General features: G+C 38.5%; 17 protein-coding genes and 1 pseudogene. All 18 read right to left on the bottom strand.

Features of this window, described 5'->3' with window-relative positions:
- Nucleotides 1-202, bottom strand: a pseudogene (locus NHH15_RS08575) (ATPase); the annotation flags it as partial.
- A 1-nt stretch (nt 203) separates the two neighbouring features.
- Nucleotides 204-1,292, bottom strand: a complete 1,089-nt coding sequence (locus NHH15_RS08570) for a GntR family transcriptional regulator (protein WP_262066242.1) — start codon at nt 1,290-1,292, stop codon at nt 204-206.
- A gap of 26 nt (nt 1,293-1,318) precedes the next feature.
- On the bottom strand, nt 1,319-2,488 hold the full coding sequence (gene mmsB / locus NHH15_RS08565; protein WP_262066241.1) for a multiple monosaccharide ABC transporter permease: 1,170 nt from the start codon (nt 2,486-2,488) through the stop codon (nt 1,319-1,321).
- The gene (gene mmsA, locus NHH15_RS08560; protein ID WP_262066240.1) at nt 2,488-4,050 is read right to left on the bottom strand and encodes a multiple monosaccharide ABC transporter ATP-binding protein; all 1,563 of its coding nucleotides are present in this window, start codon (nt 4,048-4,050) and stop codon (nt 2,488-2,490) included. The genes mmsB and mmsA overlap by 1 nt, the downstream gene beginning before the upstream one ends.
- Before the next feature lie 75 nt (nt 4,051-4,125).
- Nucleotides 4,126-5,235, bottom strand: a complete 1,110-nt coding sequence (gene chvE, locus NHH15_RS08555) for a multiple monosaccharide ABC transporter substrate-binding protein (RefSeq protein WP_330639176.1) — start codon at nt 5,233-5,235, stop codon at nt 4,126-4,128.
- Nucleotides 5,236-5,404: 169 nt separating this feature from the next.
- Nucleotides 5,405-6,901, bottom strand: coding sequence for an L-arabinose isomerase (gene araA / locus NHH15_RS08550; RefSeq protein ID WP_262066239.1), 1,497 nt, complete (start codon nt 6,899-6,901; stop codon nt 5,405-5,407).
- 4 nt (nt 6,902-6,905) lie between these two features.
- Complete coding sequence (locus NHH15_RS08545) at nt 6,906-7,616, bottom strand: L-ribulose-5-phosphate 4-epimerase (RefSeq protein WP_276008790.1); 711 nt, start codon at nt 7,614-7,616, stop codon at nt 6,906-6,908.
- Between the two features lie 241 nt (nt 7,617-7,857).
- A complete protein-coding gene (locus NHH15_RS08540; RefSeq protein ID WP_262066238.1) occupies nt 7,858-8,271 on the bottom strand; it encodes a hypothetical protein in 414 nt (137 codons plus the stop codon).
- Between the two features lie 23 nt (nt 8,272-8,294).
- On the bottom strand, nt 8,295-9,530 hold the full coding sequence (locus NHH15_RS08535) for an ABC transporter permease (RefSeq protein ID WP_262066237.1): 1,236 nt from the start codon (nt 9,528-9,530) through the stop codon (nt 8,295-8,297).
- Between the two features lie 13 nt (nt 9,531-9,543).
- A complete protein-coding gene (locus NHH15_RS15625) occupies nt 9,544-11,124 on the bottom strand; it encodes an efflux RND transporter periplasmic adaptor subunit (RefSeq protein ID WP_262066236.1) in 1,581 nt (526 codons plus the stop codon).
- A 4-nt stretch (nt 11,125-11,128) separates the two neighbouring features.
- Entirely contained in the window at nt 11,129-11,827 is a 699-nt protein-coding gene (locus NHH15_RS08525; protein ID WP_262066235.1) for an ABC transporter ATP-binding protein, read from the bottom strand.
- Between the two features lie 132 nt (nt 11,828-11,959).
- Complete coding sequence (locus NHH15_RS08520; protein ID WP_262066234.1) at nt 11,960-12,376, bottom strand: HIT family protein; 417 nt, start codon at nt 12,374-12,376, stop codon at nt 11,960-11,962.
- 20 nt (nt 12,377-12,396) lie between these two features.
- On the bottom strand, nt 12,397-13,014 hold the full coding sequence (locus NHH15_RS08515) for a rhomboid family intramembrane serine protease (RefSeq protein WP_262066233.1): 618 nt from the start codon (nt 13,012-13,014) through the stop codon (nt 12,397-12,399).
- A 35-nt stretch (nt 13,015-13,049) separates the two neighbouring features.
- A complete protein-coding gene (locus NHH15_RS08510; RefSeq protein ID WP_262066232.1) occupies nt 13,050-13,742 on the bottom strand; it encodes a DUF6382 domain-containing protein in 693 nt (230 codons plus the stop codon).
- Nucleotides 13,721-14,125 (bottom strand): TadE family protein, encoded by a 405-nt coding sequence (locus NHH15_RS08505; protein ID WP_262066231.1) that lies wholly within the window; start codon nt 14,123-14,125, stop codon nt 13,721-13,723. The genes NHH15_RS08510 and NHH15_RS08505 overlap by 22 nt, the downstream gene beginning before the upstream one ends.
- A complete protein-coding gene (locus NHH15_RS08500) occupies nt 14,122-14,535 on the bottom strand; it encodes a prepilin peptidase (protein ID WP_262066230.1) in 414 nt (137 codons plus the stop codon). Before NHH15_RS08500 ends, NHH15_RS08505 begins: the two co-directional genes overlap by 4 nt.
- Entirely contained in the window at nt 14,523-15,308 is a 786-nt protein-coding gene (locus NHH15_RS08495) for a TadE/TadG family type IV pilus assembly protein (protein ID WP_262066229.1), read from the bottom strand. Before NHH15_RS08495 ends, NHH15_RS08500 begins: the two co-directional genes overlap by 13 nt.
- Before the next feature lie 76 nt (nt 15,309-15,384).
- Nucleotides 15,385-16,749 (bottom strand): DUF5702 domain-containing protein, encoded by a 1,365-nt coding sequence (locus NHH15_RS08490; protein WP_262066228.1) that lies wholly within the window; start codon nt 16,747-16,749, stop codon nt 15,385-15,387.
- Nucleotides 16,750-16,751 lie beyond the last annotated feature (2 nt).

The raw sequence follows: 16,751 nt of genomic DNA, 5'->3' as shown, positions 1-16,751 counted from the left end.
GGTAGCTTTCCTGTAACCCTTTATGGATTTCCTCCAGACTATAGGTCCAAAGGCCGTCCACCAATTGATTTTCCCACTCATAGCTTCCTGAGGCTAAGGGAGTTGCTTTTTGATCAATTAGAACTGCTTTGATTCTTGTGGAACCGAATTCGATTCCCAGGGATACTTTTCCACTTTCAATTTGTAATTTTCTATTGTCCATTCTAAATCTCCATCCTTTTTACAGACTCTCTCTCAACAATTTCAGAGTCCAGTTCCACACTATCTATCTTTTCTCCTTCAATCATTTGAAGAATTCCCTGGGCTGCATATTTCCCTACATCCTTTACTGGATTGTTGGCACTGGTAAGGGGGGGAAGCGTATATTTTGCGCTATTTGAATTATCAATACCAACAACAGAAATTTCCTCAGGCACAGAGACATTATACATTTGACAAAGATTTAAAATCTTCTCCGCTACTTCATCATTGTAACAAACACAGGCACTACAGCCTTCACTTCTTTTAAATGCCTGTATCAAGCCGTCTAATCCGCCTCTTAAATCTTCCGTATCAATCCATGAGATACGACTGTCCTTAACGGAAATGCCAGCCTCCATTAAAGCCTCCATATAGCCTAGATAGCGCCGGCCGCCCTGACCATCATCACTTTTAAATATTCCAGCAATGTTCTTATGGCCTTGATGAATTAGATACTCTGTTACAATTTTAGCTGTCATTTTATCATTGACACTTACATGAGGGGCATCCAGATTATTATAATAACTATTTAGCTGTAAAATCGGAATTCCTTTATCTTGCAGTTCCTTAAAAAGAGGGATGTTTGGGTTTGGTAAATTGCTTTTTGTTGGTTCTGCAATGATTCCGTCTACATTCATAGTTTCACAAAAACCTTCCAGTATTTCTCTTTCTTTCGTAATGGAATTATAGGTAAAAGAAAGATGCATCGTATAGTCCGTCTCCGACAGAACTTCTTCAATCGATTGTATAATTGGAGAAAAAATATAATCATTTACATACGTTGTAACTACTCCTATTCGTTTCGTTCGAATTCTTTGGTTTGTTCCTTGCATTTCTGGAAGAGATACATAAGTTCCACTTCCTTGTTTTTTTTCCAGGGTTTGTTGACCCACTAGAACAGAAAGGGCATGTCGTACCGTTTGTCTGCTTACCTGAAACTTAGACATCAATTCATTTTCAGATGCAATACGATCTCCATGTTTCAATTCTCCACTATCGATTTGACTTCTTATCCAATCGACAATCTCTACATACTTCGGTTTCTTTCCCATAACATACCCCTTCTATTTTATTTCATCTATTTTTTTCGATTCTTTGACAGAACATCAAAGGTTACTGCGCCTAAAAGCACAAGACCCTTAACAACCTTTTGAATGTCGGTGGAAAGTCCCATAAGGGACATCCCATTATTTAGGATTCCCATTGTGAAGGCTCCAACTAAAGCTCCTATAATTGTACCTACCCCACCTGCTGCTGCCGCACCTCCGATATAACAAGATGCAATCGCATCCATTTCAAAGCTTTCACCTGCTTTTGGAGTTGCTGCTGCATTACGGGCAGATAAAACAATACCTGCTACTGCCGATAAGAGTCCCATGTTTGTGTACACCCAAAAGAATACTCTCTTTGTATTAATTCCTGATAGTCTTGCTGCCTTGGCATTTCCACCTAACGCATATATTTGTCTGCCTGCTACCGTTTTCGAGCAAATAAAGTTGTAAATCACCACGATGATAGCCATTATAATTAACACAATTGGAATTCCATTCAGTCTGGACAACTTATAAAAGAAGAACCATACAATTCCAGCAATCAAAACTATTCTGACTGCTGTCTGCCATAAAGGAATCATTGCAAAATTATATTTTTTCCGCGTTTTAATATTTCGCATTTCAACAATAATCAAGAAGATTGTTGCCACTAATGCCACACCAATACAAACCAAATCAATTTGCCCATCTCCAAAAGGAACTTTTATGGATGGTACAAAGCCTGCTGCGTACTTAACGTAATTGTCTGGCAATGGTCCCACTGTCTTTGCCTGCAGTAATGTATAGGTAAGTCCTCTTCCCATCAACATCGTTGCAAGAGTTACAACAAATGGAGGGATTCCAATGTATGCAACAAAGAAGCCTACAAACATTCCACTAATCAGACCAATTAAAAGTGCTACTAAAAAGGCAATTGGATAAGGTACGTCTTTTTGTACCACTAATATAGCTGATACTGCTCCAGTTAGTGCAACCACAGAGCCTACACCCAAATCAATATTACCTGTTAAAACACATAATAGCATACCTGTTGCCAAAATAACAACATAGCTATTTTGCATTACTAGATTGTTGATATTAAATGGTGATGCGTTCTTTCCTCCTGTCAAAAAATAAAAAATGACAAAAATTGCAATTAGCGCAAGAAACATCGCATATTCCTGTAGATTAATATTTAACTTTTTTTGTTTTTCCATTACGCCTCGTCTCCCTTTCTATTATCTTCCATTACTAAGCCCATAATTCTTTCCTGAGACAGTTCTTCTCTTGACACCTCTCCTGCAATCCTGCCTTCGTTGATAACGTATGCCCTGTCACAGGTTCCTATAATCTCTGGCAATTCCGATGAAATCACGATTACTGCCTTCCCTTCTTTTGCCAGCTCATTAATTGCGGAATAAATCTCATATTTAGCTCCAACATCTATCCCTCGGGTTGGTTCATCTAAAATAAGTACATCGGGCTGTGCCAGCATCCACTTTGCAAGAACTACCTTTTGCTGATTTCCTCCTGATAAAGAGCTTACTTTTTGGTTGATTGATGTTGCCTTTACGTTAATCAGTTTTTTATACTTTTCTGCTTCTATTATTTCCTTATTTTGATCTACAATACCGCTTTTTGAAAAATAATAATTTAATGCTGCCATTGTCATATTATGTTTAATGTCATCAATAAGTACTAATCCGTAGGTTTTCCGATCTTCTGATGTATAGGCAATCTTATTATTGATTGCATCCCGCACATTTTTAATCTTAACTTCTTTCCCGTGCACCTTGATGGTTCCTGTAATCTTCTGTCCATATTCTTTTCCAAAAATACTCATGGCCAATTCCGTTCTTCCCGCTCCCATTAACCCAGCGAAACCAACGACTTCACCTGCTCTTACATAAAAGTTCACATTCTTAATCATTTTTCTACTGGCATCCTCCGGCCGGTAAACAGACCAGTTTTCAACCTCGAGTACCTTTTCACCGATTTTGCATTCGTTGGGGTCTCTCTCTGGATAACGATTGGTAAGTTCGCGCCCCACCATTCCTTTTATGATTCGATCTTCTGTAAAGTTTTCTTTCTCTTTTTCAATTGTTTCAATCGTTTTTCCATCTCGTATAATCGTGATTGAATCAGAAACATAACTGACTTCATTTAACTTATGGGAAATAATAATAGATGTTATTCCTTCTTTTTTCAGCTCCAGCATAATCTCAAGCAGTTTGGCACTCTCTTCATCATTCAATGCAGCTGTTGGTTCATCTAATATAAGCAAATCCACTTTTTTGGCAAGAGCCTTTGCAATTTCAATAAGCTGTTGCTTTCCCACACCCAACTTATAGACAGGGGTATTTACATCTTCGTTATTTAAACCAACTTTTTTCAATACCTCCATTGCTTCGCTTCTTGTTTTATTCCAACTAATTACACCTTTTGCCGAGGTTCTTTCATTGCCCATAAATACATTTTCTGCAATGCTTAAATAAGGACTTAGTGCCAGCTCTTGATGAATAATAACAATTCCTTTTTCTTCGCTGTCCTTTATATGGTGGAATTTACAAGTTTCACCATTATATACAATATCTCCCGAATAATTTCCGTAAGACCATACTCCCGAAAGTACATTCATTAGCGTGGACTTTCCTGCTCCATTCTCACCGCATAGTGCATGAATTTCGCCACGTTTGACTTTGAATGTTACATCATCCAACGCTTTTACACCCGAGAACTCTTTTGTGATATGTCTCATCTCTAAAATGATATCCGACATGCTATTCTCTCCTTCCTACTACAAGTTTTCCTTATTATTATGGGGCGGTGGATAATCCACAGCCCCATGCTTTTACTATTCTGAATCTGATGAAATCTCTTCTTCTGTATAGTATCCGGTATCAACTAATATCTCTTTGTAATTATCCTTATCAACTGCTTCTGGTGTACACAGGTAAGAAGGTACTACTAATTTCCCATTGTCGTATTGCTCTGTATCATTGATTTCTGGCTCTGCATCATTTAAAACTGCTTCAACCATTGTTACACATTTTTCTGCAAGAACACGAGTATCTTTTGCAATGGACATTGTCTGTGATCCAGAAATAATATTTTTGATTGCCATTAACTCAGCATCCTGTCCTGTAATCATTGGCCAATCTTCCCCAACCTTGTATCCAGCTCCTTCACACGCTGCCTTAATTCCGTAAGACAACCCATCAAATGCTGAAAATGCAATGTCTAATTTTTCGTCTGCATAATATGTACTTAGTATATCTTCGCAGCGCTTCATTGCTGTTTGCTGATCCCATCTTAATGTATTTGATTTTTCAAAGCTTGTTTGACCTGATTTACAAATCAAAGTTCCCTTATCGATGTATGGCTGGATAACTTCCATGATTCCTTCATACAACATTACCGCATTATTGTCATCTGGTGATCCCATGAATAATTCAAATGTATATGCTTCCTTTGTGTTTGCTAAATCCATGTTTTCTTCCACATATTTTCCGATTGCTGTACCTACACCTTTGTTATCAAAGGTTGCATAGTAGCTTACTGCATCTGTATCCATAAGAAGGCGGTCATAAGCAATAACTGGAATTCCTGCACTCTTTGCTTGTGCTAATGCATTTACGAGAGCTGAGGAATCAACAGCTGCTACTACTAAGCAATCTACTCCACTGGCTAGTAGATTTTCAATTTGAGACACTTGAGCCTGTACATCATCTTCTGCATACTGAAGGTCTACCTTATATCCTAAGTCCTCCAATTGCTTTTTCATATTGTCGCCATCTTTAATCCATCTTTCAGAACTCTGTGTTGGCATTGCAACACCTACGGTCTTGCCACTTCCACTACCTTCTTTTGTACCTTCACTACTTTCTTTTTCTTTTCCGCCGCTACATGCAACCAGAGAAAGAACCATTACGATCGAAAGCACTACTCCAATAAATTTTTTCATACATTACTCCTCCTTGTTTAAGGTTTTCGAGAACTCGTTCTCTTTTCTATTGTTTATGAATACAATATATCGTACATATCCACCTTTAACAAGAGCACTTTTTCACAAATGTATGTACATCTTATTGTATATAATGCATACTTGTATTTATTTTGTTCTTGACTTGTATTTATTTAAAGGCAATTTCATTCCACATCAGCTCATTCTTAAACTGGCGGATTGTTGTATCTTTATCAATATATACCGCTTCAATCCCCATTGCTTCGGCCCAATCACCCATCTGTTCTGATGTCAAATCATAGGAAAATGCTGTATGGTGTGCTCCACCTGCTAAAATCCATGCTTCAGCACCAACAATCAGGTTTGGCTGAGGTGTCCAAAATGCCGTTGCCACTGGAAGCTTTGGCATTGGTTTGTCTACTTGCTTGCAGTCTACATCATTGATAATCAAGCGGAATCGATTTCCCAAATCGATTAAGGAAGTGGCTACTGCCGGACCTTCCTTTGAGGTAAATACTAATCTGGCAGGATCCTCTCGGTCTCCCATGCTCAATGGTTGTTCTTTGATGCTGATTGGTCCATTTGCCACACTTGGACACACTTCTAACATATGGGATTGTAAAATACCTTCTTTTCCTTTTACAAGGTTGTATGTGTAATCTTCCATGAAGGAGGTTCCCTTTGGATTTTTAACACCTTGAGTCATGATCTTCATCAAGCGAACCATAGCTGCAGTTTTCCAATCTCCTTCTCCACCAAAACCATATCCCTTTTCCATCAATCTTTGGATTGCCAGTCCCGGAAGCTGCTTGAGTCCGCCTAAATCACCAAAATGTGTTACAATTCCATGATAATTTTTTTCTTCTAAAAAGCTTTCAAATCCAACTTCGATTTGTGCCTGAACTGCTACATGCTCCCGAAATTCTTTTTCGTCTCTGCCTTCCAAAAGAATCTCATATTTTGAATAATATTCTTCCACCATAGCATCAACATCTGCTTGTGAAACAGAATTTACACGCTCTACAATTTCATTTACCGGATATGCGTCTACTTCCCATCCAAACTTGATTTGTGCTTCTACTTTATCCCCTTCTGTTACGGCTACATTTCGCATATTATCAGCAATACGCATAATACGTACATGGCTGCTTTCAATAACTCCAATTGCTGTTGCCATCCAGGATGCAATTTTCTCCTGTACTTCTTTGTCTTCCCAGTAACCTACAATAATTTTTCTAGTCTTGCGAAGGCGTGAGAAAATATGACCGTATTCTCTGTCGCCATGGGCACTTTGATTCTCGTTCATGAAATCCATGTCTATTGAGTCATATGGAATTTCTCTGTTGAATTGTGTGTGAAAGTGAAGCAATGGCTTGCGAAATTCCTGTAGTCCTAAAATCCAAGATTTAGATGGTGAAAATGTATGCATCCACGTGATAACACCTGCACATGTTTCATCCATGTTTGCTTCGTTAAATGTTCTACGGATTAGTTCGTTCGTAATTAAGGTCGGTTTCCATACAATTTCATAGGGGAAAGCACCTGAGGCATTTAATACTTCTACCATTGCCTGTGAATGTTCAGCCACATGCTTCAAGGTTTCCTGCCCATATAAATCCTGACTTCCTGTACAAAACCAAAATTTGTATTCCTTTTGTTTCATCATAATTTTATTCCTCCACTTTCTTTGTTTGTCCGTAATATGCGTTTGCTCCATGTTTTCTGAAATAGTGTTTGTCTTGCAGCACCTGAGGAGCCTCTATTACCTTTGGATTAATCATCTCTGTTCTTGCTGCCATTTTTGCAACTTCTTCTATGACAACGGCGTTATGAAGCGCTTCCATGGCGTCCTTTCCCCAGGAAAACACTCCATGGTTCTTGCACAGAGTTGCCGGACACGCTTCATAGTCTCTTCCCTTCTTCTCAAACTCATCTGCAATTAACACACCTGTATTTTTCTCGTAAGCCTCTTCAATCTCTTTTGCATCTAAGTTTCGGACACATGGAATTTCTTTGTAAAAATAGTCCGCATGAGTGGTTCCATAACAAGGAATTCCTCTTCCCGCCTGAGCCCAGCTTGTTGCCCATGCTGAATGTGTATGCACAATCCCACCTACGTTTGGAAAGCGCTGATACAGAATACGGTGGGTTTCTGTATCTGAAGAAGGATTATATTCTCCTTCGATTTTCTTGCCATCTAAGCTCATAACAACCATATCTTCTGGTTTAAGATCTTCATATGCAATTCCACTTGGCTTGATAACAAACAGTTCCTTTTCTCGATCAATACCGCTTACATTTCCCCAGGTAAATGTAACCAATCCATATTTGGGTAGTAGCATGTTGGCTTCATAAACCTGTTTTTTCAATTCTTCCAGCATTTCTTTCCTCCAATTCTATTCCAGTATCGGCTTCGACAGTCATGAAAAATCTGTTCATGCTCTCATAATTTGTACGTACCTATTATTTGTATTTACGTATATGTACAGTATAACTTATGATTTTGATAAATTCAACCGTACAACTTGTACGAATATGTCAAGGAACTTTTATGAAAAAACACAAAAAAAGATTACCCTGTCAGAGGTAATCTTTTTTTGTTTCGAAATATATTATGCTTTCTTAATCTTCTTTTGACTGGTATAGTCCCCAGAGGTATAAAACTGGTAATAACAAGCCAATGAATGTACTTACTATTGTCGTTGTTCCCATTCCAGTTATCATTGCAGTTTGAATCACAGATACAATATCAAGAACGATATATGCTATCATACATATAAGAGCAACCTTATACGACCTTCCTCTTAGACCCAAAACAGCTGCTACAAAGGCTAATACAATCGATACAACACTGACTGTCAGCATAAGTGGTGAGTATGCTGCTTCTGTTGCATCGATTAAACTTTGATCAACACCGTCCATACTCTTCAATGCATTCAGGGACACCATTCCAAGCCCTAAGCTTATCACTCCTAATACACTTACAATAATCAGAATAACAGATACTACTTTCAATAATTTGGTTGGTTTAAACATTTCTCTCTCCTCCTATTTTATAACTATAATTGTCTCAACGCCTCAATTGGGCTTAGTTTTGCTGCCTTTCTTGCTGGATATATTCCAAAGAGAAGTCCTACTCCACAAGAAAAACAAGTGGCAATGATGATGGCTCCTACTGATAGTTTTGAAGATAGTCCACCTATATTCAGCGCAGATATTAATGCTGCAATACTGGCACCGGAAATAATCCCAATGATTCCACCAATGCCGGAAATAATAGCGGATTCAAATAAAAACTGTGTAACGATGGAGCTGGTTTTCGCCCCAAGAGACTTTCGAATGCCGATTTCTCTGGTACGCTCTGTTACTGATACCAGCATAATATTCATAACACCGATTCCTCCAACTAAAAGAGAAATTCCCGCTACAAAAGCAATAAAGGCTGTCAGCATATCCATCATGGTACTCATGTAGTTCATCATATCCATACCCTGTTGTTTTTCAAACAGGTTTTCACCATCATTTATATGGCGGGTATCCAGAATCTTGATTGCCGCTTTCGCAACGCTATTTCCATTCTCCCCCGATGCAAGGTATACCGAAATGGCGGAATAATTGCCTACAGGCATTCCCCATAGCTCGTATGTAGTATAAGGCATTTCAAAATAAATAGGCACTGTAATACCCAGCATATCTGCCGCTTCCTGATTGGCTTTCATCATTTCTTCATCTGTATCCCGGACTCCAATGATTTGGACGCTTTGAATCTTATTTTCCACCAGTACTTCCACATTCATTCCAACAACATCTAAATCGCCAAAAAGGGATAGAGCACTTGCCCTGTCTATTATACACTTTGGCTCTACATTATTCAAATCTTCTTCTGTAAAGTATGCTCCTCTAAGCAATTCCTTTTCATTTGGGTCATTTACACCATCTGGAGTGGTAAACGTTATATAGGCATCAAACTTTCCTTTATTCGTCTCTGTTGTCCCAGATGCCGACATGGAAGCAACCACACCTTTTGTTCGTTCTCCCAATTGGTTCTTCAGGGCAACCAAATCATCCTGTGTAATAATCTGGGTATTAATTGTTTCATCTCCATTCACTGCAATAGCTACAGACTTTTCTTCTGTGCTCTCCAGCATTTCTTCCTTTACTCCGCTTCCAATGGAAACAACGGTAATAACTGAAGATATACCGATAATAATTCCCAACATGGTAAGAAAGGAACGTCCCTTATTTGAAAGGATATTATAAATAGCCATTTTTATGTATTCAATAATCTGTCCCATTCTAGTGTCCTTTCTATTTATCTTCCACCAATACTGCTGTAGCACTCATTCCTTCTTTTACAGAGCCACTGGTATCATAAACTACCTGTGCATCTTTCTCCAATCCTTTTACAATCTCTACATTTGAGCCTGAGTTGACTCCAGTTTCTACAATTACTTTTTTTACCTTGCCACCTTCAATCATATAGACAAAGCTTCCACTTTTGCTTTCATTAATTATTTCAGATGGAAGGTAAAGTGCATTCTCCACCTTTGCTACTGAAACAGATACTTTTGCAGGAACTCCAATAAAAATGTTCTCATCTGCATTGGTTATCTTAACGGTTGCTCCCAATACAGAGTTTCCCTTTTCATTTTGTGTAGCAATGCGGTCAACCTTCTCGATAATACCTTTATATTTGTTTTTTCCAATACGCACGCTTGCGGCATTTCCTGTTTCAAGCTTTGAAAAATCATTAGCCGATACCTCTACACGCACTGTAATTGCCTTTGTATCAACCAAAGTAAATAGCTCTATTCCTTGCGTTGCCATCCCTCCACCTTGAGTATCTACTTTAGAAATAATACCATCAAATTCTGCCTTTATCCCATTTCTGGCTGTCTGCAGCAGCTCTTCGGTTGTCATACTGGCAAGTCTTGATAAATCTTCTGAAACTGCCATTTGGTTGATTTGACCACTTGTGATTCCTGCATCCGTCGTTGTATCTTGACCTTCCAATTCCGACAAAGACGTCTGCAATGCCTCTACCTCTTTCGAGGCTGCTTGAATTGCTTCCGCATCTCCAGTTGATAATTGTGCATTCAGCTCATTTTGATATGCTTCCAAATCACTCTTGCCTTGCTCCAACTCAATGATTTTTTCTGCTGACTTTTTTGCATTATCCGTATATGTAGCTGCCAGTGTTGCATCCTTTTCAACTAATGCTTTCAACTCTTCGTTTTCCTTATTTACTTTTTCCTGTTGGATTTGTGCTGCATTTGTTTCCAAATCTATACGAACATTCTCAAGCTCCATCATAATGCTGGCGTTGTTTACATTTGACTCTGTCATTCGGTTTTCCATATCCGTAATTTCTGCCTGCTTACTTGCAATCTGATCCCGCAATTTTTGCTTTTGTTCCTCTAGTTTTGCTGACTGTCTTGCTGACGCATCTGCAGTTTTTGCTGCTTGTTCTTTTGTCGCTTGATTCGTGTATTGTGTTGACAACGCTTGAAGATTTGATTCCTGATTATTCTTTTCCAAATCTTTTGTATCAAAAGTCACCAGAACATCTCCAGCTTTTACTAATTTTCCAACTTCTAATTTCGGAGAAGAAATCGGTGCGTTTACAGGTGAATAAAATGTTTTCTTTCTCTCACTGTCTACGGTTCCTGATGTTTCAAAGGTTTCTTCTACCGTCCCTTCCTTTATCTTAACAACATCCAGGCTGGTTCCCTGGCCTTTCGAGTCACCGCCCATAAGTGATGCTATTAGCACAACCACTCCAAAAACAACAACAATGATCGGTATAATGACCCATCCTGGTAGCTTCTTTTTCTTCTTAAGTACTTCCTCTTCTACGATATCCAGCTTCTCTAGTTCTTCTTTTTTCACTTGCCTATTCCTCCCCTTGTTGATTCATATAATCTGCCACAATCTTTCCATCTTTTAGTTTGATTACTCTCGCTGCCTGCTCTGCAATCTCATCATCATGGGTAATAACAATAACTGTTCTTCCTGCTCTATGCAGCTCTCTTAGTATTTCCATAATTTCTTTCGTCGTCTTAGTATCCAGGTTTCCCGTTGGTTCATCTGCCAGAATAACAGGTGGTTTTGCTGCAATTGCTCTTGCTACTGCAACTCTTTGCTGCTGCCCTCCCGACATTTCTGAGGGCTTATGCTTCATCCTCTTTTCCAAACCGACAATCGACAACGCCTGCTTTGCAATCTTTTGCCTCGCTCCCTTACTAATTCCTCTATAGATTAAAGGAAGTTCTACATTTCCAATGGCATCTAAGTTCGCAATTAGATTGAATCCTTGAAAAATAAACCCTATCTCTTTGTTCCGAATCTGAGCCAAATCATTATCTTTCATCTGAGAAACATCTTGATTATGCAGGTAGTAAGATCCAGATGTTGGAACATCCAGGCATCCAAGCATATTCATAAGAGTAGATTTCCCGGAACCCGATTGTCCAATAATCGCAACGTATTCACCCTCATGTATCGTTATGTCAACCCCATCAAGAGCTCTTACTTCGTCCTCTCCAGGATTGTATATTTTATACATGTTTTTAATTCGTACAAGTTCCTCCATGCTGTCCTCCTTTTCAAACTGCATTACTTCAATAGTACAATTGTACAACCTCTTCTTTCTTTTTGCAAGCCTATATTGCGAGTTAATTCTATGTACGGATTTTTGTACAAAAAAAGAAGCCAAAGCTTCTTTTTAGTAAAAATCCTTCATTTTTTCAAGTAATTCTTCTTTGTCCTTATCCTCCAGGGTTCCCATTTTCCATCCCAGTCCCACTTGATCTCCTTCATATCTTGGTATCAAATGCATATGAAAATGAAACACTGTCTGCCCTGCCGGAGCTTCGTTGTTTTGTACAATGTTGTATCCATCACATCCCAAAATCGTTTTGAGCTGATTCACCATTTTTTTTGCAAGAGGCATGACCTTTTTACTAATTGAATCATCTAAATCAAATAAATTCCGGTAATGATTCTTTGGAATGATTAAAGCGTGACCTTTCGATGCTGGTGAAGCATCTAGTATCACCCGAAAATCTTCATCCTCGTATAAGGTAGCCGTTGGAATTTCTCCGTTAGCAAGTTTACAAAAAATACAATTTTCATCCTTCATTGCTACATCCCTCCTTCGTCCTAATAATGACTTCTATATTCATTATATCTCGGCTTTCTTTTCCAGTAAAGCAAAACTCCCAGAATAAAGCCCAATATCAAACCGCCTAAATGAGCGATATTATCCACTCCTACGCTGGTAAATCCATAGTAGAGCGTAAAGACTATCATTATGAGCAATCCTCTTCCTGATATATTTCCAATGCGTCCCCTATTGCGGATTGCCACATATAGAAGCGCTCCTATTAGTCCAAATATAGCCCCGGAAGCCCCAACGGAAACTACATATTCATTTTGTACAACATCAAACCAACCCGATAATAAGTTAGCTCCCAGCCCACTGATAAAATAAATCACTATAAATTTTACTTTTCCGATGGTCTTTTCCAGATTAATTCCAAAGAGAAACAAGGAAATCATGTTGTTTACCAAATGATTGAAGCCCGCATGTATAAAGATACTTGTGAAAATACGATAGTATTCATTTCTCTCAAAAACATAAGGAACATACATCCCTCCATGCTCCAATAAAAATCCTGCATCTTCTGTCCTCCCCTGGAAAGTCAGGAAAAAAAAGACCACAATGTTTATTGCTGCAATAATAGCTGTACAGGGCGCCTCTTTAAAAAGTTTTTGCATAAGATTCATCCTTTCTTCTTACGCAATAGTATACCTTAGACTTCTTCATCTAGCAACAAATCATCAAAATCCCCCCATTTCTTTTTCTTCCTTCTCTTAATCATTTTTTTTGCTCGACAAATGACAGATGCTTTTTTCTCACGAACAAAAACCGGTTCTTCCTTCTCTTCTTCATCTATATAGGAAATCTCTTGAATTGGAATTTCCTCTTCTTCTGACTTTTCCATACCAATACTTTGTTTCAGCAATTCCTCTAAATCGTAGTTTTCTTCCCGGGTTTTATCGTACAGAAAATGTAGTTTTTCTACAGCGATTTCATCATTATAGTCTATATGCTTCACAAAATATTCCATTAATTCATGGAACTCTTCATATACCTCTCTGTTACAGGGAGGATAATAACAGAAATAGAATCGTTCCCGCCCATAAAAAATGTAGTCCTTCTGAAACAGCAACTTATTTATATCAAGCAAGTGTTTCTCTAAATCATCCATCAAACAAAGGACGTTTTTAGCAAAACTATTTATATCTTCCGCCTTCACCTTACCTCTTTCATATATCCCGCCCATTGATACTTTTCCATTTACTTTATAAGAATATTGGCTTTTCGTTCCCCATCCGATCCCACGAATAGGAAGAAGCCCTTCTATCTTGTTTAGCCGAATCATTTTTATTTGGTAGTCTTCCCTATAAATTTCTTTGGCCTCTATTGTAATAATTCTTTCCAATTCGTTCTTCTCCTTATCTCCTTTTCCACACGCGCTACCTCCATCCTTCTTTCCACTCGAACCTTTAACTGCTTCTTCTTTGCATAAATAGAAACATAAACTTCATTTTCCAGTACCTTTATCTTGTAATCCGTTACCTGAAGCAAAATACACTTTTTCTGAATTCTCTCTGATAAAAAAGCATCTAGTTCTGATAATACCTCCTCACCTTCCGTTCTCATTTTCATGCTTCCAACAGAAGCAACTTCATTTGCCACCCCTAGCAGTATATTCTTATCATGAAAATAAAAAATACAGTATATAATCATCATGAAAACAAGTAGAATCATAGGTGCTATTATTGCCATTTCTATGGTTGTACTACCTTTTACCCTGTTCTTCATTTGATCTCCTTAATGACTTCTGTGATAACATACCCTAATGTTAAAAATGGTATAAATGGTACACTTTTTTTCCCCAGAATGGCTCCTACGCATATGGCACCAAAGCACGCAAAAATGAAAATGATGCAAACCGGCACACTGCCTTCTACTATGCCAATTAAAATCACTGTTAATCCATCTCCATATCCCAGCTTTTCCCTTGTAACAGCTCCAACGGCAAGACATGAAATTCCCGGTAAACTCCCAATAAGAACGTCTTTTGTAGTAAGGCTTCCCCAAAAACCTGTGACAACCAGAATAATTCCTCCCCCAATGCTAAAAAGCATTAAAGGAATACTTCTATACTTAATATCATACCAATTGAGAAATAGAAGAAAGCAAAACAAAACACCAGTAGTTATTTTGAACACCTTTGACACGCCCCCTTCCCCACTGCCTCTGACAATGGAACTGTATAAATTGTTCTTTTTAACCCCGTGCATCCTATCGTGTAATGATACTTGTCTCCATAATCCGTGACATACACAGAATTGCCAGTCCCCTTCCCTTTGCATAATATACACAAATGGTATTTTCCGCCTTCCATATTCCGTAATTCATTGATACCTGGTTCCGGCACCATCTTAATAGAAAGCTTAAGATGGGTGCATTGAAAATTTCTATGATAAACAACTCCTGTCTCTGTGATATAGACCATCTCCTTAGAATCTCCGCCGTCAAAAGAGTTTAGATATCCTGTCCACGCTTTGATTTTCACCTCTTCTTTCTGATAGACTCCCGCTATTGGAAACAGAGGGAAAGGCGCCTTTAATTCATACTCTACCACAAGATTACAGATTCCTGTGCCTCCGAACACATAGGACTTTTCACACTTGATTCCGCTGCTTCCACCTTTTATCAAGCTGCGATTCATCCGCTCCTCACCCACAGATTTCACAATCCCATTTTCAATCTGACTTGGTGAAAAGAAATCTCCTTTTGCCAAATCATTGCAGGTCTGTTTTCCAGCATTCATCAGCCCGCTCCGCACATTGATTTTGATAGCCATTGCTTCCAGCATAAATACAAGGGTTAAAACTGCAAGAAAAAAGAAGGGTACCGCAAAAGCAGCTTCTATTGTAATACTGCCACGTGTTTTTTGAGGCAAGGCAAATCTGGATACCCTTTTAGTTGACTTTGTCATAGCACGAATCCATCTCCTTTTCTTCATATTTTATCTGAGCTAATTCTTTCCTAACCAAAAGGGCATCCAGACTTGTCTAGTTATAAGAAAAGCTCACAGGGAACTGATAGGAAACTCCACGGCGAAATCTATTTGTGCACTGGATAACCAGACCTCCTACCATATAATCCACGTAAAAAAATGCAGCCCCCTCATCTCTTAAATTGATTTCAATAAGATCCAAAATTCTATCCGATACAATCTTTGGACGTTGAAGATAGAATAATAACCTAAGGTATGCTTTGTAATCCAGTCCCTCTTCATGAACGGGAGATTCTATTGTATCTTCTTCTGTTCCCAGCTTCATCAGAGACATTAGCTGCAGACTCCAGGACTCCTTCGTTTTCATAATAGGAACCCCTCCCCCCTTTAATAAAGAACGTACGTCCATCACTCCTTCTCCATAGGCCCATGCCAATAGAATCCCCTGAGTCAGGACTTCTGTCATCTGGGGAATCGCTACCAATGTAGATATCGAAAGGGCAAGGGCTCTAGCTTCCGCAATCAACTCTTGGTCAGATCTTAAGTAAATATAGTTCGGGGTAAAACGCAGCCAAATCAGCTTTCGGACTACTTCTTCCAGATTCGTCCTATCTGTGTATTTTCCACTAAGTATATACTCTAGTTGATATTCCAGAGCCTTTCCTTCCTTCTGATTTGTAAAACATTCAAAATGATCAAGAGCATACTCTGTAATTGCAATTTTTTCAATTCCAATATCTTCATTTCCTTTTATCTTCACATTTCCGTATCCCTTTTGTATATCTCGCTGTGAATAGACGTCCTCTCCCTTTACTCCTTTTTCTGATATCTGCACATTCTTCGGTTTCACTAACTCTAAAATGCCACCTTTTTTTATTCCTTCAATATGTTCAATTGGATTCTTATCCTCATCTATACTTGCTTCATTTTCTTCAAGATACTCTTGAATCTCCTTCTTGGCTCTGTCTTCATCTTTCGTAAACTCCTCTCTATCTCGATCCTCTTCTATTATCTCTTTTTCTGTATGAATCCATTCTTCCATATATCCATATCCCCACTTTTCTTTCACGTATTCCAATACCTGATTACGAAAATGTCTGTTTTCATAATCCGAAAGCAGAAGTAAATCCGTTATTTCCATTTCAGTATTCTGTCCACTATAGTAGGAAATGCGCTCATTAACACGACTGATATCATAATTCCCGGTTTCATAGGTTGAATCCAATGCAAAAATATGGTACTGATCCCATAATTTTTTTTGATATTCTCCAAAGACAGATTCCACTGCCATGTTAATGTTTTCTCTACTTTGATTTTTTGCCACTTGTATTGATGCACTTTCAACCATAGCTGCAATAAAGGATATCAATATCAAAAAAATAAGACTTAAAAAAACCGTGATCTCGCCCTTGACTTTCATAC

Source organism: Aequitasia blattaphilus (assembly GCF_024721305.1).
Lineage (GTDB): Bacteria > Bacillota > Clostridia > Lachnospirales > Lachnospiraceae > Aequitasia > Aequitasia blattaphila.
Note: the sequence above shows the minus strand (reverse complement) of the source record. Positions and strands in the feature narration are given on the sequence as shown.